The following is a 23,272-nucleotide window of genomic DNA, read 5'->3' on the forward strand; positions in this document are numbered from 1 at the left end:
TTTCTGAGAGCCCACCCGATCACATCAACTTATACGGGGGTCGTTGGCGCGGATTCCGTCGAGCGCCGTATCTACCTTCAGAATACATATGGCATCGCACCCAGGTGCAACCTATCGGCTGGGAATCCACTTAGAGCTGGTTGGAAAGGAACAATTGTATCTGGTGCGCATGATACCCATCAAGTGTTTTGGGCAGACCATCGAGCATGCCAGATTTTTGAAGAATGCCACGATGAAATTTCGACGTTTCACGATATTGAACGGACGTCGAGCAAGCACCCCTATTTATACGTCAACATGAGCGATCGTTCTGGGTATTGGCGAGGTGACCCCGTAAAGATCTCTGCTGTCCAGTCTGCTTTTGAGAGAGCATGTAGGAGAGTGGGGTTGGAGCCTCGAAGGTTCGGGCGAAATCTGCACGGCATGCGGCATCATTACAAGTGGTTCTTGCGAAACGAGATTGGGCTAAGCGAAGAACACGTCCAAGTCTGCCTCGGTCACGCGTCAATCGAAAGCCAAGAAAGCTACGGACGGTCATCGCGTACAATTCATGATGCGTTGTCTGCCCGAAAGATATGAACATTCAACTCAGGAGGCCTTCTTGTCTTACAAAGTTCTTTCGATTGACGAAGCAGATCTAAGTATACAACCGGACGGTAGCGGAATTGTTTCCCGAGAGGCCAAATCATTCGTTCTTCGGCGCGATTTGAGCATCGAGGAATTCAAGGGAATTCTTGAATCATTTCTAAATGAGTTCCGTAACGAACTTCTTGGGATCTTATCAATGACGCCCGCCGAGTTTAGGCAGTTCAATCCTAACCGCCGGTTTGTCTTTGATAAACTTACCTGTCCGACCAATTCAGTTGTTGGATTCAAAAGAAGCGGTGCAGAACAGCCAAGCTTGAACTGGTTGCGAAAGAAACCGGTCTTAGCCGCTTGCCTGGCAACTGACGTAGTTCCGATATCTGATACAAGGCTTTCGCTTGGCAAAGCACTCGCCAGGGGGAGGGGAAATTTAGTCGATCGAATATTCGAACTCGACACTGGTTCGCAGAGACGGATCATGGAACAGCTTTTTGCAGATGCTGATGGGCTTGACGATATCTTTGACACGCGTTTCCCAGCCGTAGGTGTCCGGTTTGGTCTAAATGAACTGAAGCATAGGCTCTGCAAATTTAGCAGTGCTCGCGATGCCTTGTCTCAGGTGGCTTACGACATTGGTGAGTATCTCGAGGCAAGAAAGAAAAAGAAACCTCGCAGGTGCGCGGACCTTCTGTTCGCGATCTTCCTTTCGAGGCAAGGTATCATCTTTTGGCCACACATCAGCGCTTCAGAAGGCTCATGGATTCTGCCTCAAAGTTTGGAGCCGCTCTTTTGGAGTTTTGCAGTACCTGAGCAATGGCGATCAGTTTGTGCGGGGGTATTTAAAGGTGACAAGCAATCTGCCTCGATTTTGCCATTTCACCGAGAACTTCTCCTCAGAACAAATTTCTTTCAACTTCCTGAATTCAATAGTTGGATACTCCCTCGTATTAAGGAAGATATTGAAATACAAAGGCGTCTCAATCCCGCCTCAGAGAAAGGACGTTTCAGCAGCCACGCAAACCGCTACTTTCGGCTTTTGGTCTCTGCTGCGGGGTTGGACATGGAACATCCCAATGTTCGGGATGCCGTACGATATTTTGGCTATGGCGTAAAACTCGGGGTAGGTAACTCAACCGAAGTTTATGCGTGGGTGGAGGATCCCAGGCGGATGCGAGCTGAGCTTGGCAAACAACTGCTCACCCGTGATGGAAAGGTTCCACAATACGTATCGGATTGGGCAGAGGCAATGCGTGATGGCGTTGCTCTTTTACCGATCAAGGTCAAGTATACGCGAACACACGAAATGGCCAATTGGTTGTTTTACGTATGGGAGATTGGAGAAGCGAATTCACCTAAGACCTGGTCCGACATTGGCAGAAATGAACATATTCGCCTCGGCGGCAATCTTTCATTTCCCACCTTTTCGGACTTTCTCGCCGCAAACCGCACGCCATTCGTTAAAACCAGAACCCTGCGGACCCTTAACCAAATCATTCGACTGGTGGCCACTCGTGAAAGCTGGGCTGACTTTGTTTCGCCGATAGATGTCGTTCAGGACTGCCCAACAAAGAGGGGAAAGCCGCGTGTAGGTCGGACACACCGAAAGTCCCTGCACGAAGAGCTCCTTGAAGTGATTATTGAGGAAAATCGTAGGAAGACTTCTGAAGGGGCGCCGTTTGCTTTTGCTCGCGGTTTGCCTTCACAGTTCCGATCCATTCAGGTGCGAGGAAGCACAGAAACCCGAGAAGTTTTTTTTCCCGCAGCCCCCATTGTTTTGGACATGATCTTGAACACCGGGATGAGATCACGGAGTGCTTTGTGGATGGACAGCGGTGAGCGTGACGAATTCTGGGTTGACCGCGAGAGGATTTGCGAAGTTCCAAATCCACTCCCCATTGCTGAGAAAGGATCCCAAAACGGCTACTTACGAATTACGCAGATTGGACACAACGAAAATACCGTCGGCATGTACTTGGCAATCAACAAGACTGAACCGTACGAGGTGCCTTGGGTCGATGCGGTGAACGCGAGCTACTTCGAAATGATGCGAGATTGGCAGATTGAGCACAATCCACGTAGAACACCGGTTGTGGCGACCCGCCATCGTCTTGAAGAGGACCTATCCACACCGGAAGAGATTGGCGAGGTTTTTCCTGTGTTCCGGGACCCTCGCCGCCCGCATGGAACCCCTCTAACTCGGTCTGCATTGTATGATTATTGGAATGCGCTTCTTCGACACTGCGAGCCAATTTATAACGGGCGACGTCGAGCTAATTTGGCCAAATTGGGAGCGGAATTCCGTTGGGAACCTCTGCTTCGGCCGGATGGAAAGCCGCGTTGGGACCTGCATAGTCTCCGCGTCACAGTTGTCACAACATTGATAGATGCAGGCGTTTCTCCGGACGTCGTTGCAATCCTTGTTGGCCATAAGAGCGTTGTCATGACTTGGCACTACAATGCGGTGCGAAATGATGTGACTCACAAAGAAATCCAAGCAGGTTTGGAGGCGCGCCGTGAAAGTGCTCTCAGAAAACTTGAGGCGGCTTCAACCGACGAAGAGGTGGACGATGTGCTTCGCTATTACCTCGGGGGCACAGATAGCGCAGGATCAGAAGGTACTGATCTGTTGAAGAGTAGGATTATCGATGGCGAACCAAATCCCTACGAGGTCTTTTCCCACGGAATTTGCCCAAGTGCTTCCTGTGATGTCGGGCTTGATGACGGAAGCAGTCGGATAAAACCAGTATTTCGACCACAAGCATGTTCAAGATGTCGTTTCCGGATTACTGGACCGGCATTTCTCAATGGGCTCGTGCTCCGGTTGAATGCTATAATGGTAGAAATCACGAATTCTTTTTGTGTAGACAAAGAGTTAGCCGACGAAGTCGCTCGATTGGAAGATGCAGGTCGGTCAGCTTCAAGGATTGAGGCCCGGATCCGGCGTCATCGACGCTTCCGGGATGAACTTTGGGCCGAATGGGCGGCCGAACTCGTTACTATAAGGAAAGCAGAGGCCGGTTTAAGCAAAAAAGCGACCGCGAATACACTGGTGGCTGTGAACTACAAAGAGTTGTCCGGAAAATTCAATGAGGTTCACGCATTGGAGTTGTTTCATGAAGTTGTCTCAACTGCTTCTTTGACAACTGGAGGTGCGATGGATGTGCCGGGAGGAACACGTGAAAAGCGCGATGAAATTCTCATGGAGATCGCGCGTCGAAATGATGCGGTTGAGTTTTTCTATCGCTTGGACCCCGATAAAAGACGAGTGGCTATGGACGCGTTTGGTGACTTGATTACCCGTCACGCGAGAAGTTGCGCAGGTAAGCAACCCGATTTCATTGAAGAACTCTTAAGTGGTGCATCGAAACTTCCCGAACTCAGGAAGGATGTATCAAATTACTCAGAGAACGGAGGTGGTGACAATGATGAGAGCGACAAGATATTGAGGAGTAAGGATACCTGATATGGTTGAATATACTCCAAAGGCTTCTGAAATCATCCTGGCCCGCCTTCGCGACGAAGCCAAAGCCATGGACAGACCAGAGATACGGTTGAGAACTCTCAATCGCCTCACGCAAGCCTGCGAGGATATTGCCAGTGGTCGAGCGGCAAACACTGTAAAAGCGGCATATGGCAAGGATTTCGGACTTGGGCTGAATCCGAAGATTACGCCGTCGTCAATTGATCGCTACGTTCGCGCACGCCGAGCAAAGGATGATTCTTGGTCTGGACCAACAAGGGCTTTTATACACAACGACCCAGGTATTTTGAGTTTCGTTAAGGCCTGTGAAGACGAGCGGCAAAAGCCCTTACTCCCGAGGCGGCCGTCTCCCCCACGACGCCGTTTAGAAGAAGCAATTGAGACAATCCCGAGTGCTGACGACCGGCAGTTCGTTCGACTTGAGGTGGAAAGGCTTCGCAAAACTCGAAACGAACTCGAACTTCTTAGGAAGGGTCTTCGCAAGATTGCGCCCATCGACATCGACAAGATTTTGGAGGGCGGTGTGGCGGATGCTCTTGGAAACAATGGTCCTTTAATTGAGATTCTGGCACCGCTTGTTGCCCGTTTCCTTGATGAAGAAGAGATGAGCCGCATTGGGTTGGTTTTAGTTAATGGACGGCTGGCGTGTCGGACAACACATCAAACATTGGTAAAGAAAACGGAGATGGAAGCATTAAAGGTGGCAACCGGACAACAACGGTGATCGCCCCTCGTATTCAACAAATCCTTTCAACCGTTTTAACTGTCGTCGTTCGCCTAACTGTCTGCCAGTCAATATATCTGAACTAATAAGGACTGCTCCGGTAGAGGCCAGGGCAACACTGGACATTGAAAGGGATTTGCCGCGCGTGAGTAGCAAACTAAGAAGCAAGCTGTCGCAGGAAAGCATCCTCAAAGTGTTTTTCGCCAATTGGGTTCGAGGGCGCGTTTGATTTTATTTGGTATATATCAAGATCGAGTTTCTGAAATTTGATTGGATCGAAAGGAGCGTGGTCAATGGCACGACCTATTTGAGAAGTGTAGTGGCCGCGACACTCGAATTGCGGCCATCGAAAAACGCAAAGCGTTTTTTTTGAAGCTCTTATTCTTTGCCGCCACCAGAATCTTTGCACCATTCAATACCGCCATCCCTGACCCAATAGTGGCTCCTGCACCCGGATGTCTGCCTAACCGAGGGAGAGATCGTCGGACGGTTCAGCCGGTCAATTGTGATCTGCCATCGTGGCCTCCTGGCCCGATTCAACGACAGCTTGGTGGTCTCTCCACACCCGCACGGGCAAGGAAAACATGCCCATTTGTCCTTCGGATCGCGCACTACGACCACCTCGCCGAAAACGAGCTGGTCGGGGGAGGGATGACGGGAAAAAATCCGACACGACAAATTGCTGCGTGGGATAAGCCGGAGAGTCTCGAGGACCCTCCGGAGCATATTTCGCATCATGACCATCACCCCACCCTGTCAAGGAAGGGGATGACGTCACCACGACCCCAGTTGTCAAGGTCTCCGCAGATCGAGCAATCCTCGCGGTGCTTCACACCCTGCCGGCGCTCTTCCGCCGTACTGAGGCGCCTGTAGCGGTTGTAGGCCCATTTGCCTTCGCCACGGTAGTCAACGAGGCCCTGGAGCAGTTCGTTGACCGCCATCGTGGCTGCCTCGGTCGTGAAAGTTACCACGGCCGGGGCGGGATTGCCGGCGCCCACCACGTAGGCCTCGGCCTTCTGACGCTCGAACTCTTCCGGGTTGCGACGTTTGAGATCTTCGTCGCGCGCCCGGACCGGATCAGCAATCCCACGGCAAATCATGCACGGCGCTCCAGGAAATAGGACTGTTGCTCGTGCAGCCATCTCTTGTAGGCCAGGCTTTCCATCGGACCTCGGTATGAGTGCGAGACCGACATCAATCACCGGGATCAGGTAAAAGTGTGAAAGGCGGTTCAGGAAGATCCGCCCGGAGTGATCATCTGTGCAACCGAAGATCACGTCGCACGATCTCAGCGCGTCACGTGCATCCTTCAAGTCCACCCAGCCTTTGATCGGGTGAATTCCAACATCAAGGCCTGATCTGAGCACCTCGTCGGCAACGACACGGACCTTTGCCACTTTCTTGAGAGCATCCTGCACGGTGGCTCCATGCAGTCGGTTAAGGTTGGAAACCTCGACAACGTCATCGTCGATCACAACCATCCGCCCTACGCCGAGCCGGTTCAGTAGCTGGACCACGGCGCTTCCGGTTCCACCGCAACCCACCACGCCGATGGCGAGCTGCCTGAGCAACCCGTTAACCTCATCACCGAAAGCCAAGGCTTGGCGATTGAAAGCAGGATCGCCCGGAGGGAGACTGCCCCCTTGGATCGTAATGCCGTTTTGTCCGACCACGCTTACACGCTCACAATTGGGAGGTTTCGCACTTTCAACCCAAACGCGGCCGCGATAGAGTGTTCCTCCAACCTCGACCATGCTCACGAGCTCAACGCCCTCTCTGTTCCGATTTCGAAGCAGGTTGAAGAGTTCCAGCTCGTTCTTGTCGTCCTGCTTGGAGAAGCCATCAAAGCCTCCTGGATGGCTGTGCACGATCCCAGGAATGAGCTGTTCCTCCTTGGCCCGGCGACAGAGGTTGACGAACGACTTTGTCCTCCAGGTAACGTGCCGATCGCTGGCGGAAACCCGGTCCTCGTCCGGGATCGGGATAACCTCAAACGACGTGTAGCGGCTGCGCGGCTCGCAAGTCAGCGGGTCCCGGCCAATCACGCTCCGGCCAAAGAGGACATAGGCGGCGCCTTCTGCGCCGTTCTCATCTGCAATCAGTTTCCGAAGCTCATCGCGGTGTCGCTCTTGGAGAATGATATCTGTGCGTTTCATGCTGCCACCTCCAGCGCTACTTCGATGCGCTTGATCATGGTCCATAGCCCATCGGCGCCCGGGCGCCACTGGTTGTTGTGGCGGGACCACCGCTGCCAGTTCTGTCCGTCGAAGTTCAGCTGCACCTGGGTTGCCCGAGGAGCGCGCTTTCCGGAAACCAGGAGCAGGTGCGGAACTGCATAGAACATGTCAGGCGGCGCGTCTGGATACCCTGGCGGCAACACGATGAGGATGTTGGCCTGCGAGACCTGGAACTTACCGTCAGGCAACGGGAAGTCCGTCAGGATCACTCCCTTCTGACCTCCATGCTCGACTTCGCGGTAGGCGATGCCCCGTACACTGAGGTAGCGGCGATCCTTGGAAGGCAAGATACTCATCACGCACTCCCTTCCGTGGTCTCGCAGATCCCGGTGAAGAAATGCTCGAGCCCTTCATCGTCGAGCCGGACGAGCTCGTTATCGGCGATCGGGCGGTCTTCCTCACCGCGGACCTCGAGCCAAACACCGAACTTTGCAGGGTCGACACCCGCGAGGCGTTTCAAGACCCGTCCGCTGATGACCTTGTGGCCCCAATCGAGACGCTTTCCGTCGATGTCGAAGCGGTAAGACTCAGCGCTGGGGAAGATCAGGAAACGCTCAACCTGTCCTGGGCGGAGGTCCGTGGTTTCCTCAAGACGAAGCTCTTCCAGCTCACCGTTTCGCAGGACCTGAAACACCAAGTGCTCTTCAGCTTTGCGGAGACCAGCACCTTCGATGACCTGACGGCCGGTGGGCGTCGGGTCATCGAGATGAACCTCACTGAAGGCAAGGTTGGGATCCCCAACCATTACCTTGTAAGGTCCGTGGTCCCGAGGTTTGCGCCCGGCCTGGAGTACGGCGAGGAGGTCTTCGGCTTCAATCAAATTGGTAGTCATGGCAGCGGTCCTTTGCTCGATATTGCCGCAGCGGCTGGTTTCACTTGCATCAAAGACATTTTAGACAGATAGTCGTAAAGAGTCCCGATGTGGACCAGTATGCATTTGGACTAATATCGGCGTCAAGTCTATTTTAGGACTGGGAGGATCTAAGTTGATGACACATTCAGAGCCCGGACTGGCAGCGGTCGCGGGAAAGGATAAGATTCCGGCCGCAATGGAAGCATTTTCGAGTTTGTCCGACGCGTGGGGTCTTTCCACAGAGGAACAAATTACTTTGCTTGGAACCCCAGGTCGCTCGACATTCTTCAAATGGAAAAAATCGGGTGGAAACCTTCCAAACGACACCGTTGAGCGAATTTCACACCTGCTGAGTATTTATAAAGCTCTACAAATCCTTTTGCCCGATCCCAATGCAGCTGATGGGTGGGTGAGGAAAGAAAATCAATTTTTTGGAAACCAATCCGCTTTGGAAGTGATGCTCGGTGGATTGGTTGCTGATATCTACAAGGTTCGGGAGTATGTGAATGCCCAACGAGGTGGATAACTATCCAATTATAGACGTAGATGCGGCTTTCTTTACATTGATACCGTCTCGCTTTCCACCTGTGGGTCTTTTTGAGCGGATAGCAGCAGGCAGAGATGATGAGGTTGCAGAAGTTGAGAACCTGACCAATCCTCGCATCCGCGCCAAAGAAAGACTGTCAAAGAGTTCTCTAAATGTCGTGGATGAAGAACCAGCTCGATTTCACAGCTGGAACCTTGCCCCTTTCACTTACCCAAACCCCGAAGGGAGCGCTCTTTTTTCGAACTCAGTTCCTTGCCTCGAGATGTCTGGAGATGTTCAAACTGCACTTGCTGTGTCAGTTGAAAAAAGAGAACTTTTTCTAAAGCGAACCAAAGAAGGTCCGATCGGCCTCGACATGAGAATGCTCCGACGAAAGGTAAAGGGGCGCTTTCTGAATGCGAGAAGCCCAACCTCACCACGGAATAGATGGGAACTCAGAGAGTTGGGAGAAAAAGTCATCCAAATGAACACGAATGTTCAGTTTGATGGCGTGCTATTTCACTCTTCTGAAAGGCCTACAGGTACGCGCATTGTGGTTCTAAATGGTGATGCCCTGGAACGGCCGATCCAGTGCGAGCATTACCGATTTCATTGGAACGGTGAAAGGATCGCAGGCATCTACAATTTCGACAACTCAGTGCCGACCTTGCAGAACTCGATTGATCCAGCTGCACTCAAGGACGAACGAGACTTATTCGCCGCCTGAATCTGCTTTGAAGCCGTTTCTTGGTTCTAAGGTGTCAAACTCCTTTCGGTGAGACGTACGACAAAAAAGCTCTTTCCGCAGCGCCTGACCGAACCTTTTGGGGACGGATCTCGAAGCTGTGCAGTCGATATCTAACGATGCTAATTGTGCAGGCGACTGCGATCGCAAAGCGAGCACTCAATGTGCTTCAAAAAGTGGTGCATTTAGATCCGGCCCCGAAATTTTCATGAGGAAAATTTAGTACCTTCACCGTGATCGTTGAGGGCTAATGAATTGAAAGCCGTCAGCACCCAACCATTGTCCGGATCGAACTTGCACAATCGTTCCGGCGATAAGCGTTCTTGCAAAAGGCAGTTGATCATCTCCTCATACTCCTGTGACTCTTCGAACAGCTCCAAGTGGGTGGTCTGTGAATACTCGAAGTCGACCTGCTCGATCATCGACATAAGTCCAGGCCGTCCTTGAGTGTCACTCCAGTCCCAGCGCGGAATCAGCGCACCGTTTACCGAGCAGGTTTCGGAATAGAGTTCAAAACGAACACGCCGATTGACTTCATTGAGGAGCAAGTTGCCATTTACGACCGCATCAATCAGAGTTTTGTTTAAACGTACGTGTGTGTTCATCGCTTTCCCTTAAGTTTTTGTTGCTGGCTTGAGGGACGTGTGTTCAATACAAGAAAATGCAAAAAAGTTTGTTTGTCAGGTCAGGGGCTCGCCGGAGAATGCAAGTAACCTTTCCGATTAGCGAAACGCTTTCTCTCTCAGCCAAATCCTGTCATCTGGCAATACCCAACGTAACAATTTTGCCGCCAAGTGAGCATGTCCAAAGAAGTGCAGGCGCGAAAAGGCCGTACCGCCACTTTCATCCTGAGAACGCACATCTGCACCATGGTCAATAAGGGTCTTAAGAAGCCATGAATTCCCGATTTCCGCCGCACATAGAAACGGTGTCAGGCCGGAGGATCTGGTTGGTGCGTTTACATCCGCGCCTGCATCCAGCAGAAGCTGCACTATCTTGCGCATATCAGGTGTGTCGCCTTTGACGTAGTGTTGAGCGATGTCGGGAAGAATGGCCAACTCATCGGGCGAATAGCGGATCGTCGCCTGCGCCTGAGTTTCCTCGTCAATAAAGGGAGAGCTTGTTTTGCGTAAAACAGCCGGAGTAGCTGCAACTGAGCTGTACCATTGCATCCCTGTCTCAACGTCGGCAAAGTGGCAGACTGCGATGAACAGGGGTGTTTGATGATCTGGCCCCTCTGTTTCTACGTCGGCGCCTTTTTCAAGAAGAGTTCGCACATAATCGGGGCGACCCGTACAAATCGCCTCACTCAATGCAGACATTCCGTCGAGCGCTGTAGTGTTGATGGCGGGTTGAGAAGTTTTCTGCATCAAAACCTTGATGCAGGCGTCATTCCCACCTTGCAGCGCCCTTGCCAACACTGAGCGGTTTTTCTTGTCTAAAGCATTGGGGTTGGCGCCAGCACTCAACAACTGTTCGACTTTTCCCACCTGTCCAAGATGGGCAAATACGGCAATTTGCGGTGCTGGAGTCAGGCCATAACCCTTAACGATACGGTCGACATTTCGCATATCTGGCTTTCGATCTTTCCATTCAGACAAGTCCAGAATGTATTTTCTGTAAGGACCGTCGCGGTCAACTTCGGTCGCCTCTGGATACTTGTTTGGAAAGTCTCTGACACATGCCAAATCAGCGTCTGGAATTTCAACATTCAATTCCAAGCCTTCACACCAACCTTCCCATTTCGCGAAAACACTCTTTTTTTTCAGCTTCTGCGCGATGTTGAGTATGTAATGCAGGCAGCATTTCATCTGTTCGGCACTGCGAAACTCGAACCACATGGCGGCCTCTTCAAATGCTTGGAGAGCGTCGTTGTATCGACCGAGCTGAGCATAGTAGCGCCCATGGTAAAACTTCAGGCCCGCCAAACGGGGCTGACCTTTTAGTGACCTTTCCAACGCAGAAAAATTCAAACTGGCCCTGTCTGCATCTCCATCTGTCTTTGGCTTGCGAGGATCCGTGAACTGCACGATTTCGTCCACCTCACGAAGCTGGCGCTCACTAAGCTCGCAGGTTTTCAGGTATTCCTGAGATCTCGCTACATCCACAATGGCCCTCTGGATGGCATTTGCATCAAATTGCAGCTCATATCCGCTGATATGGTTGCTGGGATCTACCAAGCTAAGCTCGCAATATTTCTGGTACATCCGAGCTACCAGCAGGGCCCTCGCAAATTTCCGGTCCCAGTTCTTCATCAAGGAAAGAACCGTATGGACCTGTGGGAGGTTTTCTCCTCTGGACCAACGTTTGATCGAAACTTCCCAATTTTCTTGACCTCGGTGCAAGCCGAGTTTGCTTTCGATCTCGGTCGCAAGGCGTGCAAAACCATGATCTTTCGCCCGCCATTGCCACAATAGCGCGCTCGCATAATCCGGTTTTCCCAAAATATCTTTTGGTTTCAACCCGGTGACAGCGAGCACGATTTGCAGAATTTCCTGAAAAAATCCGTACGCTATACGATCAAAAACGCCACGTATCGCTGCAGCGGGCAATGCCGCGCAGTCAAGAGAACGGCATAGAACAGCATAACCTTGCAATGCGCCCAAAAAATCAGTCGCACCCCAAACGTCATTACCGTTCGCCGCATAAAAGTCCGCAAGATGCCGCTTAAGCATATCGTTCGCAGCTTCTGCAGAAAGCGGTTTGCCCTTGCGCAGGCGCTGAAGTTCTTTCTTGAGCGCAGGTTCGTTCGCATCATCGATATGCGACATTGCGCGGATCAGGAATGCAACGATCTCGGATGGCTGCGGTATAGGGGAAGCAACGTTGTTCATGCCAGTATCTCCTGGGTGCGGCGCAGCCTGGCAAGTTCTGCTTTAACATTGCGGATTGCGCGGACGTCACTGGGTGTCTTGGCGATCACAATCAGCCCGCCATTCGGGAAAAACAGTTTTCCATGCTTCTTGCCGTGCACAAAACGCGCGCCTGTTTTTACAGTTTCGGAAATGATCTTGTTCAAATCTTTATCTCTGGAGTAGGGCATGTGGCACCTCGATAACCGGATGGCGGCATTGCCACCATCCCAACCAGCTTATTTCTTGGAACTGGCCTGGTTAGCGTTTTTCGCGGCAGCGCTTTGCGCGCGCGCAACGAAACTACCTTTGGCCGTCTTCCCGCCGGTCTTGGCTGAATTTGCGGCTTGAATCCGTGCGACTGCTTTGGAACTCATGGCTTTGGTTTTTGGCATCCTGTTTTCCTTTCGAGTTTGAGGATGCCTTGGTTGTGGCAGTTTCGGGCCGATCCTTCATCGGACAAGCTGGGGACACCTTTTTGAGATTTTGCAAAAGCAGCATTATGCACATCTTTACAGCCCTTGCCTTGATCTGATCCGCTACCTAACAATCGCTGCCAAGCAAGCAGTACCCGAATTCTTCGAGGTTGCATTCGTTTGGATTCTGTTTGACGGCGCCATTTAGCATGACAACGTCAGTAAAAGGAGCCTTTCGGCGACCTTGACTGACATGTCTGACGACGGACACACTGCGGATGCGGACATTCCAATGAGTATGATAGCGCCTCTCTTTGGAGCGCCATCTACATTTGCTTGCCCAATCTGGATGTCATCTTAAGGTTGCGTACGATCAAGGTTGTCGCCATCGTCCACTCATTGGATTCAACGTGGTGATTTGAAGATGAAGGATTTGGGATCGGGGTTCCCCGAATGGACTGAACTCGGCCAAGATGGTGGCCTTGACCCCCTTGGGATGCAACGGCCAATAGAGGTGATTTATCAATCCCTTCTTCCAGGCATCAGCACGATCACGTTGCGATTCAGGTACTATGCGTTCTTTGTCTGGATGCTCGAAGCCTACGCCAAGGAGAATGGAAACACCGATCCTGCGGTTTTCAGGCGATTTCAGCGTCGTTGTGAAGCCCTTTTTGCCCTAATAGCCGCCCGGGGCAGCACTGAGTTGGGGGTTGCTGGGATCGATTGGGCGCATAGGCAACTTTCCGGCGTCCCCGATAATTCAGCCGCGAACATCGACTTCTCGGTGGGGGCTGATCCGGAAGCGGACCTCGCCCAGCGTTACTTGCGGAACAAAGGTGGTGCCTTTGGTGGCATCTATGCGACGCAGATGTATGAGATGGGGCTCATCACGTTAGGTGACGATCAGAACCCAATCTCGGTCTGTACAGACCGTGCGCTCCCACTGGCAAACGCCTTTGCTGAGGAAATCGGTGACTTGGCTGTTCTGTTCTTGGGGCGCGTGGAAGCCGGGACGGTGTCTCTCCCAGACCTCGATAGGTTGGCGCCGATGAAGCCGTCTTCGGTCATTGCCGGCAGTAAGGAGCATTCGCTGTTGGTCGAGGTTCTTCTGGGCCGAGTCTCGTCTGCATCTGTATCGGACCAATTGAGACGGTCTACTGCGCGGATGCTACTCCAGCTCATCGCAGTGGCGAACGATGTTCCCCACGCTGAGGCGGTGAAATGGGAGTGGTTTGGTGCTGGAAAGCAGGAGGCGCGATATGACTCCGATACCGATGACGTGCGCGATATGTGGGCCCTGTATCAAGCCTGCGATCTGATGCGCCTTGCCTACGAAAACACCCTTGATCTTGCGTTGGACATTTTGCAAGGCGCTGAGATGCGACGAATGACGTTGGGAGCGCTCGTTGCTGAGCTACTCGATTTGGCCGACGTGCCCAACGGGATGACTTGGGTAGAGTATTCCACTGGCCTCGTGGAGAAGGGCGAGCCTGCCGCCTCCGCGAGATTTGCTGTTGATACTATGATGGAAGCGCGTGCGTCCGGTGATCGTTCTGAACGGATGCAAGCTGTCCTGGCGCTCATAGCGGCCCTCGCGAAAAAGGCGGCAACCTTCGGTGAGTTGTTAGATAATGCGTTGGATGCACCTGATCACTTCCATTCCCTGAGGACAGAAGTTCGCTTTCTGGAAGCAAGAGCACACGACGATGCCCAAAGCGTCGTGGATGCAATGATCCGCGAACGTGTCCTGAAACGCCACCTATGGGTGGCGTCACGCAAATTCCGCAACCAGAAAGCTTATACCTTCCTGATTGAGCCCGAAGAGGGATTATTGCGATACAGGGATAGATTTCGGGTTTCACCAAGCAGCCCCCGCCTGGAGCAGGCGATGAAGTTCCTCCGGGACGTGAAGCTGATCGATGACACTGGCCTGACTGCTCTTGGCCGCGCGGAACTGATGTCGAATGAAGTACTTTGACGTTTTTGCCGAAAGCGGATTTCACTCGGCATTCCTTACGACCTATGCCTTCGGCGCGCAGGCGTTCGAGGACGTGCCCTTTTCGAGACTACGGGGGGCGAAATGTCGGAACATCGTAATCCTCGCCGACCGGCAGATGGCCAATCAGAGCTTCGCGGAACTCGGGCCGCCGAAGTTCGCAGGTAGCAGCTACCACCTTATCAAGGCAGATGCCCCGGGCGCTTTCCACCCCAAGATCACGCTTCTCATCGGAGCAAAAAAGGGCAGACTTTTGGTCGGGTCCGCAAACCTCACTGCTCTGGGTCTTGGCGGCAACAAGGAACTGATCGCAAACCTAAACTACAACGAAGAGGCACCCGGCAATGCCGGCCATTTTGCCGATGCTTTGTCCTATATTCGCAGCAAGGTTCCCCCGGGCGACCTTTGGTTCGCGACCGCAATGCAGAGGGCGCTTCGCTCTGCGCCCTGGCTGCGAGACTCGATCGAAAACCCTCTGCCATCCGAAGATACAGAGCCGGAAGTTGCGCTGCTGACAGATCGTGCAAATGCTACAATAGTCGACCAAATCGCAGCGAACATTGGTGGTGATCCGATTGATCGGATGGTCATTATATCGCCCTATTGGGATATGAAGCTTGAGGGACTGTCACGCCTACGTGCGAATCTGGGAACGCCACCCGCGGATCTGTTGATTGATGCAGACAATACGTATTTTCCGAAGTCCGAATTGCCACGGTTGACCGACGTTGAGCTATTCCGGGTTGCTGCTTCTGACAACAAGCGTTTCGTCCATGCAAAACTGATCATTGCGCAGGGGCGATCCTGGGATCACGTGATATCCGGTAGCATGAATTGCACTTTGCCAGCTTTGCTTGGGCCAACAGTAGCCCGCGGCAATGCAGAGGCGGGAATATATAAACGCGTGCCGTCCGGTACTGCGCTTGCTGCACTCGGTCTTGAAACCTACCGCAATAGGCCTTTGCAGATGAAGGATTTGCACGACTTGGCATTCGCTGCCGTAAAAAGCCCTAATGAAGATAAGTTCGCCGATGGTGGAACCCTGATCTTGCAGTCGGGACGGATCGCTTGGACCCCCCCCACGAGCAAAACCATGCGAAAGCCTGTTGCCATCGCCCTATTGGATAGGGATGGCTCTGAGTTCGGCAAGCCAATCGACCTCACCCGGGGGGACAACATGGAATGGCATGTGGACGTTGAAACACGCCGACCCCGATCTGGTGTAGTCCGTTTCGCGGACGGCTTAGTTTCTGCGCCGGTCCAGATCATCGACCTCGACGTTCTTTCGGTACGCACATTGCCTCCGGCACAAGGCCGAAAGAAGTCGCTGACCGATAACTTGGCCGAGACCATGAACGAAGACCTGATCCTGATTGAGACCTTGAACCAGCTTGAAGCCCTCGAATTTGATGAGGCGAGCGTGAACGACGGCAATCTGCCCAAAGCCACGACTGCGCCGTCCCCGGTGTCCGAAGATCAGCAGCATGCCGTCCTGACCTATGAGGAGTTCGTTCGTGCGCGCAGCAGAGCGATTATGCAAGGCAGTGCATTTTCGGGATCTTTGTCTACACACCATGATAGCGCAGCCAACTCGCTGAGCGTTGCATTGAACCGGATCATCGGCCTTGTCAGTGTCGATTTGAATGCCGACGAAGACCGCGAGATGAATACCATCGCCGCCATGGATTTCCGCGTGACAGAACCTGAGGCTCCGGAAGAAAATATAAAACCTATGCAGCCAGAGATTGCCTCTAAGCCCGCGAACGCAACGAAACGGGCCGTGGCGACCGCAAAGAAGATGAAAGAGGCAGTCGACGCGTTCGAAGAAAGATGCCGGTCTCTGAAAGGCAGGCCAATCACTACCGCCGAGCTCGTCCGGCTGCGAGCACTACTGCAAATCCTGCTTTCGCACGCTCAGCCAATCCGAGGGGAAGCATTACCAAATCAAATCCTGCCGATTCACACCAAGGGCAGCTACGACTGGCCACGTCTGGTTGGAAGGTTGCTCAATCAGCATTTCGGAACCGCACGGGCGCTACAAACGTTGCAAGTTGCCCAAGACGAGGCAGAGCAGAAACGTGTCCTTGAATACCTTGCAGTGGCAGATTGGGCTGCGCGAGCGGCAGTCGCTGCGGCGGCATCGGATCCCAAAACCACAGAACTGCGTCGCCCTTTGGGTAATCTGGCGAAGGCGCTCGCGGCACAGGTCGCTGTGGCCATCAAAGACATTGAGGGAGACAAGGCCTACCTCAATGTACTCCTCTTGAAGCTTGATGAGCGCTTTGCCGACCGGCTCGCGCTGAGGCGGAGGCAGTTCCCAGAATTCGATTGATGTCAGGGATGGCGCTGGGAGTTCATTTTTTTTGACTGCAAAAGTACCGCGTGCGTCGCATTCCGAAAATCGATGTCTGCTTTCAGCTGCTGCCCCGCGGCAACTGAGTTCCCATTCCGGGTTCGGAGTGGGCCGGTTGGAACTTACGAATGAATTCAAGGTTGAAAGACTTACAGGTAGTAACTTGTATTTATTCGATACATGTTCGGTGTACACGAGATAGCGACCGGACAACACTATGATCAACTTGGCCGACAACGATCTACTCACGCTACAGCACGAAGTGCAGCAGTTGTTGGGGCGATGTCTGTTACGGCTCCAACAGTATGAGCGGCTGATCAAAGCTATGGTGGCGCATCATAGGTTCTCAGGGCCGATTCATGACTTGGAGCGTTCAAGGGTCGCGCAGGTTGACGCCACGGCGCGTAAGACGCTCGGCACCCTGGTAGGCGATCTTCTCGGATCGTATGTCGTTGCTGGTGAGATCGAACCTGCTGAGGGGTCGACGATCAATCCTCCTGAAGGAGCCAATTGGTTCGCGGTGCAGATGTCACTTGACCTATCAAGTGAAGATTTCGCTCGAGCAAAGAATGAACTCAGAGACATGGTACTTTTACGGAACAATCTGGTTCACCATTTCATCGAGCAGCACGATCTCCGGAGCCTGGATGGATGTCGTGGCGCGCAAGGTGCATTGTTCAGCGCATATAACCGCATCGACCAAAACCTTGAGCAACTTCGTGAATGGGCTGGTACGATGGAGGAAATGCGCCTGGTTCTCTCACGGGTCTTGCAGTCGGAGGAATTCAAAGACGTATTTGTCCACGGAATTGCCCCCGACGTGAAAGTAAACTGGGATACGTCAAGCATAGTGAGTGCCTTGCGAGAAGCATTCTGTGCGTTGGCTGTCGATGGATGGGCACCGGTGGCTGAGGCAGGCAGATGGATAGCCAAACGGTACCCTGAGCAACTGCCTGCCAAGTATGGATGTCAAAGTTGGCGACATGTTGTGCATAAGGCGCCCAACTTAGAAATCCGGTACCTTGAAATATATGAACAACGCACTGCTTGTTATCGTGAGAAGGATGTTACCGCGAAGTCGCGTTAAATTACATTGACATAGCATGAATGCTACGCGCCCTCTGTGGCCTTATTGGAAAGCTGCATTGCCGAATGTTCGGCCTAATGAATGGCGATCCTGGGCCGTTCGCCTACTTCGGAAGTTTCGATGGCAAAGGGTAGCTTCGCCGACCACGAACGCTCGAGACAGGCAAAATACTCCTGAAAACTGGAGTTCAAAATTATGGGCGAAACCGAGTGCAAAGTTTGTGAAAATAAACCCGAATATTCTCTGCATCGCTGTGCGCCGAAGTGCAAGGTTTCAATCAAAACTACACTGGCTACCTCATTAGTTTCGTATTAGTTGTGCGAAATGATTGAGAAAAACACTTTTTGAGGTGAGCCGATGGCAGTCGAGTGGGAAGAACGACGTAGTGGATGGAAAAAGCGAGATAGTGATGCTCGAAGCAATTGGGATGTCGACTATGCACGCGTGATTCACTCTGCGTCCTTTCGACGCCTTCAAGGGAAAACACAAATCCTAAACCTCGGAGACAGCGACTTTTACCGTACGCGGTTAACGCATTCTCTCGAAGTTGCCCAAATTGCAGCTGGTGTTACCAGGCAAATCGAACAGGACAACGAACACCATGGCGCTCTCAAGTTTCTTCCTAAGTTGCCTTTGATTCAGACGATCGCATGCTGCCATGATTTGGGGCACCCGCCTTTTGGGCACGGCGGTGAGGTGGCCTTAAATTACTGTATGCGTGGAAACGGAGGGTTTGAAGGGAACGGACAGACTCTGCGGATTTTATCGAAGTTAGAGAAGTTTTCTGAGGCCGATGGAGCAGATCTGACACGGAGGACTCTGCTGGGCACTCTCAAATACCCGGTGGGCTTTAACGAAGTTCACGGCGCTGGAATGCAGCCATTGTTGATGGAGGAAACCAGTACAGTTCAGCTTATTGATCGGAGTAGATCGAAGCCCCCCAAATGCTACATGCAAAGCGAAGCAGACGTAGTGGATTGGGTCTTATTCGGTGTGTCATCGACTGATCAGGAAAAGTTTCGCTCATTCACAGCAGATGAGGGCGGAAAGAAGCACGGGAAATCGCAACACAAATCTTTAGACTGTAGCATCATGGATTTGGCCGATGACATTTCCTACGGTATCCATGATTTTGAAGACGTTCTATCGCTCGGCTTGATCACCAGGGAAGACTTCGAGATTTTTGTCTCGCCAACAATTTGCGCATCATATCTTGACTACCTTAAAGATAGGTATCCTAAAGAATATGCAAACGACGTTTATTCAAAGTTCTTAGGGCAATTGTTTGGTGGGAGCCAAGAGCGCAAACACGCTATCAGTCGTCTGGTAGGTTTTTTTATCGGACGTTCTGAGATCTTGGAACTCTCTGAATTTGATGAACCACTATTGAAATATCGTGTGGGATTGGAAGAAGGAGCGAGTGTTTTCCTTGGTGCACTAAAAAGTCTTGTGCGTGAGGTTGTAATTTTAAGTCCCGAAGTTCAGCACCTTGAATTTAAGGGCCAACAAATGGTGGTGTCAGTCTTTGAAACACTGGCTTCAGAACCGAAGGCCTTTTTACCTAAAGATCGATACCAAGCATTCGAAGCCTCGGGCCGTGATCTCAGAGTGATTTGTGATTTTGTTGCTGGAATGACAGATAGCTTTCTTATGAAGACTTATGAACGCCTGTTCAGCCCACGGTTTGGTTCGGTGTTTGACAAACTATGACGCGTTTTGTCACCGTTCGAAATTCCGGGAAATCTATTGGGAAAAATGTAAATCGTCTTAGCAGGGCGGATTCTGTGGAGATTGGTGAACCGCTATCGATCAATAGTGGTGAATTCGGCCAGCTTTCAGATTGATACGAATGCGACCGAGATCCGTTCGGTTACGGACCTTTGACTTGGGGGATCAATTCGCTTCGCAGCTTCGACGGCTTCCATCATGGTGCTTCGGATTCTGGAGGCTTCGAGAAGATCATTTCCAAGATGCTCGACGATTTGATCAACAGCGATGTAGCTCTCAGGTGAGCCTCCGGATGCGAAACTCTCACGTACTTCCTGTTTGGCCTTGATCCAATAGGGGTCCAATACCCGCGCCCAAGTTTCTGTAAGGTACTCCAAGCCTCTCAAACTCAGTTTTCCAAACATGCTTTCGTCCAGCGAGACTTCCTCTTGAAGAGATGTGGCATTCTCGGTTTCTGGGGAAAGAAAAGTAGATAGGGAATCCAAGAGCGAGACCGTTCTTTCAGGCCGAAGGTCCCATTCCCTCAATTGGGAAATCCGATGGCTAAGGAGCTCAATGGCTCTTGAAAGACGACCGGGATTCGGGGAACTGCGGTGCAGTTCTGAGTCCACTGTTTCTTGATAGGCATTTCTCAGAATGCGGGCGCAGGCAATCTGGTTGCGGATGACGTAGCCGTCGGCGTTGACGGCCAAGATTCGCGGCGGTGCGAAAGCTTGCCCGGGGCTACATGAGGCGCCTTCACTTCCTTCCAATTGAAGAATGACGAGTTTCTCTTTTCCAGAAAGTAGGGCCAGTTCTGCCCCCCACATTCCTTCAATATTTGCTGTGCTGATCTCGTGGAATCGAACGGGATCAAGCTTGCCTTTAAGGTCCGACAGAACGTCATGAAAGTTGTTGTCGCGCAGAATGCGTGGCTCCCGCAAGTATTGAGCGACACCTTCCAGAATAGCCTCGGTGTCACCCTCTGCTTCTTCGGCACGCTCGATTTTTTGTCGGCCAGATAGGGCACGATAGTTTTCGAGCCGTTGAGCCGCCTTTTCATCGGATGCCAATTTCCCAACTGGTATGTCGATGAGAAAGTAATGTGTCTGACTGTGTGGGCTATCAATTCGATCAATTCGTCCCAAGCCCTGAATCAAGTCTTTCAGGTTTGATGTCACGCCAAGCAATACCAACGCATCTGCACTCTGCAGGTTGATACCTTCCGCCATCTGGTAGGTCATGAACGCAGACGCGGGGCCCGTAGGGCTCTTCTTGCCGCCATCCCGGAAATAGGCCTCGACATCGGATCCTTTCTTGATGGCCTTGTAGCTTGGCTTGGAAATGCCACAGACATCGGTCAGAGCTCGTTTGGCTTCGCCGCCATCAGAAGTACCTTGGTCAGCTGAGACCACGAAATTAGTGTGGCAAGTGCTTCCTTCGGAGCTGTTCTTACTGCGTCGAGTGAGCTCCTCTGCAAAGATCTGCAACGTGTCAACACGTTCGGCAACGAAGACGACGCGTCTGTGGCTCGCTTGAATCTTTTTAACTTCTTCGATTCTGCGTTCATCAAGCCGTTGAATTTCCGGGCGGCCAAGAAGCTTGATTAGTTCATCGCATTTGGGAGTAGAGATTTTAGTAACATCGTCCTCCTCAAATTCGAAAAGCGAGCCTTGCCGCGGGTTCGGTTCAGATTTCCGGACACGTTTTCGGGCTTCATCGAGCTCGAATTTCTTCAGGTTGCGCCCAATGGCACCATGTTCCATCTGCCAAAGAGCTTGGGCAGAGTTTGCCCGCAGGACATTGAGTAGGTTTCTCGCATAGAGGCTGTTTTGATTGTGCCTTCGTTCTGTCCGTGTCCCAAAGCGGCTGGTTTGGATGGATGACAGGCGCTTTCCTGGAGCAAGTTCTCTCGTGAGACGAACGATATCATTGATGATGGTTTCCTGCTTGTTCGATAACTCCAGTCGTTTTGGGCGGCCGTGTAACTTGAACGGCGGATAGGTGGCCCTCTCGCCGATTTCTCGCTTTCGGCTCTCTCCAAGGCATGACCGCTGTCTGTGGGCCAGGAACGGTGCCAACATGTCGGCCAGATCTTCTCTTGCTTCATTAGAAAGGGCGTCCGTTCGATCCTGATCTCGGAACAGCGCGGCATTCACGCCTTCGCGTTTGAACAACTGGCGCATCGCTTCGATGTACTCTGGCGACATGAAGATAGACGCGCGCTTCTCTTTGAGATGTGTTAGCCAATCGACGTCCTTGTTTCCCAAAAGTGTGGCACTCAGGCAGACATTCCAGGACGGAGGCGCATACTCAATCGCTTCTGCTTTTTTAGAGCTTTCCTCGAAGCCTGGTGTGACCGTGTGACTCTCGTCGATAATAATGACACCGGCGTGCTCTATCTGCCGTGAAGAATCTTGTTCATCTTCGGTTTTGATGGCTTTGCGCGAGACGACCTGAGTATTGGGAATGGCCTTCAGGGAGTTCAAGGATCCCTTCTCCCAATTACCGACAACTCTGGGCGGTGCGATTACAACTGCACCCCCTCGGGAAACCCGACTGGTGTGACCTGGACCGACAGCGCCACTAAAGGATTCTGACAGCGTCTGCCCAAGGAGTTTGCCAATATCGGTCTTGCCGGAACCGGTCGGGGACCCAAGGAAAGCAAACCCATGCTCGTAGACAATGGAGGAGGTCTCATAAGTAAGTTCTACTTGGTGTTTGAAGGGCAGGCGTCCTGTGATGTCCTTTTGCCCACCAACCATCCAAGGACGGAATCCGGTTTGTTCGGAAACTGTTCTGGCGATCGCGTCTTCGGTCGTGACTGGGCGTAAGAGCTGGCTCAGGATTTCCAGCGCCTGTTCATTCCAGTCCACGCTGGCCTGCCAGATTTTTTCCGCGGTGTCCTGCCTTTCTTGCGCAGCTCTTGTGCTCGGATCACAGCCTGCGCTGCCTTCTGCCTGTCCAAATTCGTCAACATATTCGATGTTGTGGTAGAGACCGGCTCTGGAGAAATTCGCACTTCCAGCAACTGCGCCGAGCTCGCTCACAAAAATTTTGGCATGAAGACGTCGATCTCCCGATACGCCGAGAACTTCCTTAGCCTTTTGGGGATCAAAAATGCGAAGGTCAATCTTACCAGATTTGATCGCTTCGGTTGCAAGGACAGCACGAAGATCCGCAGCATCCTCAACATTGAGGCCATGGCGTTCAAGATAGTAAAGGCGGGCTTCATCTTCGATAGACTTACCGAAGCCGGAAATGCCTGAAGCGTTTGAAGTATCCACGCCGTAAGCAATTCGAACCTTAACATCCTCTCTCCCGTTCAGGTTAGGGATTTCCTTGAGGATAATCGAAAGCGAGGAAAAGAAATCCTGATACCCCGTTACAACCAGGCATTTTCCGGTCGCAAGGTGTGGACGCACCAACTCTATGACCGGGCGAGTGGTGTTGTCGGCCGCAGAGAACCTGGGTCCATTTCCCGACGTGCGTAGACGTTGCAAATCGATGTCGGCCAGATCGGCTTCTTCACCAGAGGAATTAGAGAGCTTTCGAGATTTCGTGGTTAGCCAAGCAGGGAGTTGAAACAATGAAGGGCACTCTTGTTGCTATATTTGCTACAAATGAGGGAGTTTGTTTTTCTGAAGTGGGTTTCCGCGCACCCGAGCCAGCTGATTGTACGGTTTGTTCGTAGCGGAAAACGACCTGAA

17 protein-coding genes are annotated in these 23,272 nt (G+C 52.1%); 8 read left to right on the forward strand and 9 right to left on the reverse strand.

Translation table 11 applies throughout. From position 1 onward, the window contains the following. Positions 1–601 precede the first annotated feature (601 nt). A complete protein-coding gene (locus ACR0B3_RS15935) occupies positions 602–4,048 on the forward strand; it encodes a VPA1269 family protein (RefSeq protein ID WP_480768436.1) in 3,447 nt (1,148 codons plus the stop codon). Position 4,049: 1 nt separating this feature from the next. After that, on the forward strand, positions 4,050–4,790 hold the full coding sequence (locus ACR0B3_RS15940) for a hypothetical protein (RefSeq protein ID WP_480672916.1): 741 nt from the start codon (positions 4,050–4,052) through the stop codon (positions 4,788–4,790). A 378-nt stretch (positions 4,791–5,168) separates the two neighbouring features. On the opposite strand, the gene ACR0B3_RS15945 is transcribed toward ACR0B3_RS15940, so the two are convergent. Genes ACR0B3_RS15945 through ACR0B3_RS15960 form a run of 4 tightly spaced genes read right to left on the reverse strand, consistent with a single transcriptional unit; the run spans position 5,169 to position 7,859 of the window. Beyond that, complete coding sequence (locus ACR0B3_RS15945) at positions 5,169–5,534, reverse strand: ubiquitination-like system serine protease family protein (protein WP_480768437.1); 366 nt, start codon at positions 5,532–5,534, stop codon at positions 5,169–5,171. After that, on the reverse strand, positions 5,534–6,946 hold the full coding sequence (locus tag ACR0B3_RS15950) for a ThiF family adenylyltransferase (protein ID WP_480768438.1): 1,413 nt from the start codon (positions 6,944–6,946) through the stop codon (positions 5,534–5,536). Before ACR0B3_RS15950 ends, ACR0B3_RS15945 begins: the two co-directional genes overlap by 1 nt. Continuing rightward, positions 6,943–7,323, reverse strand: a complete 381-nt coding sequence (locus ACR0B3_RS15955; RefSeq protein WP_480768439.1) for an E2/UBC family protein — start codon at positions 7,321–7,323, stop codon at positions 6,943–6,945. The genes ACR0B3_RS15950 and ACR0B3_RS15955 overlap by 4 nt, the downstream gene beginning before the upstream one ends. Further along, a complete protein-coding gene (locus ACR0B3_RS15960) occupies positions 7,323–7,859 on the reverse strand; it encodes a multiubiquitin domain-containing protein (RefSeq protein WP_480768440.1) in 537 nt (178 codons plus the stop codon). The genes ACR0B3_RS15955 and ACR0B3_RS15960 overlap by 1 nt, the downstream gene beginning before the upstream one ends. Before the next feature lie 157 nt (positions 7,860–8,016). Between ACR0B3_RS15960 and ACR0B3_RS15965 the strand changes: the two genes are divergently transcribed. Both ACR0B3_RS15965 and ACR0B3_RS15970 read left to right on the forward strand, forming a co-directional pair. Beyond that, complete coding sequence (locus tag ACR0B3_RS15965) at positions 8,017–8,406, forward strand: MbcA/ParS/Xre antitoxin family protein (protein ID WP_480672910.1); 390 nt, start codon at positions 8,017–8,019, stop codon at positions 8,404–8,406. Continuing rightward, on the forward strand, positions 8,387–9,133 hold the full coding sequence (locus ACR0B3_RS15970; protein ID WP_480768441.1) for an RES family NAD+ phosphorylase: 747 nt from the start codon (positions 8,387–8,389) through the stop codon (positions 9,131–9,133). Before ACR0B3_RS15965 ends, ACR0B3_RS15970 begins: the two co-directional genes overlap by 20 nt. Before the next feature lie 224 nt (positions 9,134–9,357). On the opposite strand, the gene ACR0B3_RS15975 is transcribed toward ACR0B3_RS15970, so the two are convergent. The 4 genes from ACR0B3_RS15975 to ACR0B3_RS15990 form a co-directional block, all read right to left on the reverse strand. After that, the gene (locus ACR0B3_RS15975; protein WP_480768442.1) at positions 9,358–9,756 is read right to left on the reverse strand and encodes a hypothetical protein; all 399 of its coding nucleotides are present in this window, start codon (positions 9,754–9,756) and stop codon (positions 9,358–9,360) included. 117 nt (positions 9,757–9,873) lie between these two features. Next, a complete protein-coding gene (locus tag ACR0B3_RS15980) occupies positions 9,874–11,985 on the reverse strand; it encodes an ankyrin repeat domain-containing protein (protein ID WP_480768443.1) in 2,112 nt (703 codons plus the stop codon). Then, a complete protein-coding gene (locus tag ACR0B3_RS15985; protein WP_480672903.1) occupies positions 11,982–12,170 on the reverse strand; it encodes a hypothetical protein in 189 nt (62 codons plus the stop codon). The genes ACR0B3_RS15980 and ACR0B3_RS15985 overlap by 4 nt, the downstream gene beginning before the upstream one ends. A 72-nt stretch (positions 12,171–12,242) precedes the next feature. Next, on the reverse strand, positions 12,243–12,398 hold the full coding sequence (locus ACR0B3_RS15990) for a hypothetical protein (RefSeq protein WP_480809953.1): 156 nt from the start codon (positions 12,396–12,398) through the stop codon (positions 12,243–12,245). A gap of 445 nt (positions 12,399–12,843) precedes the next feature. On the opposite strand from ACR0B3_RS15990, the gene ACR0B3_RS15995 reads away from it, so the two are divergent. The 4 genes from ACR0B3_RS15995 (at position 12,844) to ACR0B3_RS16010 (ending at position 19,565) form a co-directional block, all read left to right on the forward strand. Further along, a complete protein-coding gene (locus ACR0B3_RS15995) occupies positions 12,844–14,397 on the forward strand; it encodes a hypothetical protein (protein WP_480768445.1) in 1,554 nt (517 codons plus the stop codon). Then, positions 14,384–16,747 (forward strand): hypothetical protein, encoded by a 2,364-nt coding sequence (locus ACR0B3_RS16000; protein ID WP_480809954.1) that lies wholly within the window; start codon positions 14,384–14,386, stop codon positions 16,745–16,747. The genes ACR0B3_RS15995 and ACR0B3_RS16000 overlap by 14 nt, the downstream gene beginning before the upstream one ends. Before the next feature lie 238 nt (positions 16,748–16,985). Next, on the forward strand, positions 16,986–17,855 hold the full coding sequence (locus ACR0B3_RS16005; protein ID WP_480768447.1) for an OST-HTH/LOTUS domain-containing protein: 870 nt from the start codon (positions 16,986–16,988) through the stop codon (positions 17,853–17,855). 357 nt (positions 17,856–18,212) lie between these two features. Further along, entirely contained in the window at positions 18,213–19,565 is a 1,353-nt protein-coding gene (locus tag ACR0B3_RS16010) for an anti-phage deoxyguanosine triphosphatase (protein ID WP_480672895.1), read from the forward strand. Positions 19,566–19,690: 125 nt separating this feature from the next. Here ACR0B3_RS16010 and ACR0B3_RS16015 read toward each other — a convergent pair whose 3' ends face one another. Beyond that, the gene (locus tag ACR0B3_RS16015) at positions 19,691–23,152 is read right to left on the reverse strand and encodes a phospholipase D family protein (RefSeq protein ID WP_480768448.1); all 3,462 of its coding nucleotides are present in this window, start codon (positions 23,150–23,152) and stop codon (positions 19,691–19,693) included. Positions 23,153–23,272: the final 120 nt, after the last annotated feature.

The sequence above is a fragment of the Ruegeria sp. CE9 genome (assembly GCF_056537425.1).

Coding starts and splice junctions, on each gene's coding strand:
- ACR0B3_RS15940 (WP_480672916.1), top strand. CDS start 4,050: ATGGTTGAATATACTCCAAAGGCTTCTGAAATCATCCTGGCCCGCCTT.
- ACR0B3_RS15945 (WP_480768437.1), bottom strand. CDS start 5,534: ATGGTCATGATGCGAAATATGCTCCGGAGGGTCCTCGAGACTCTCCGG.
- ACR0B3_RS15950 (WP_480768438.1), bottom strand. CDS start 6,946: ATGAAACGCACAGATATCATTCTCCAAGAGCGACACCGCGATGAGCTT.
- ACR0B3_RS15955 (WP_480768439.1), bottom strand. CDS start 7,323: ATGAGTATCTTGCCTTCCAAGGATCGCCGCTACCTCAGTGTACGGGGC.
- ACR0B3_RS15960 (WP_480768440.1), bottom strand. CDS start 7,859: ATGACTACCAATTTGATTGAAGCCGAAGACCTCCTCGCCGTACTCCAG.
- ACR0B3_RS15965 (WP_480672910.1), top strand. CDS start 8,017: ATGACACATTCAGAGCCCGGACTGGCAGCGGTCGCGGGAAAGGATAAG.
- ACR0B3_RS15970 (WP_480768441.1), top strand. CDS start 8,387: ATGCCCAACGAGGTGGATAACTATCCAATTATAGACGTAGATGCGGCT.
- ACR0B3_RS15975 (WP_480768442.1), bottom strand. CDS start 9,756: ATGAACACACACGTACGTTTAAACAAAACTCTGATTGATGCGGTCGTA.
- ACR0B3_RS15980 (WP_480768443.1), bottom strand. CDS start 11,985: ATGAACAACGTTGCTTCCCCTATACCGCAGCCATCCGAGATCGTTGCA.
- ACR0B3_RS15990 (WP_480809953.1), bottom strand. CDS start 12,398: ATGCCAAAAACCAAAGCCATGAGTTCCAAAGCAGTCGCACGGATTCAA.
- ACR0B3_RS15995 (WP_480768445.1), top strand. CDS start 12,844: ATGAAGGATTTGGGATCGGGGTTCCCCGAATGGACTGAACTCGGCCAA.
- ACR0B3_RS16000 (WP_480809954.1), top strand. CDS start 14,384: ATGAAGTACTTTGACGTTTTTGCCGAAAGCGGATTTCACTCGGCATTC.
- ACR0B3_RS16005 (WP_480768447.1), top strand. CDS start 16,986: ATGATCAACTTGGCCGACAACGATCTACTCACGCTACAGCACGAAGTG.
- ACR0B3_RS16010 (WP_480672895.1), top strand. CDS start 18,213: ATGGCAGTCGAGTGGGAAGAACGACGTAGTGGATGGAAAAAGCGAGAT.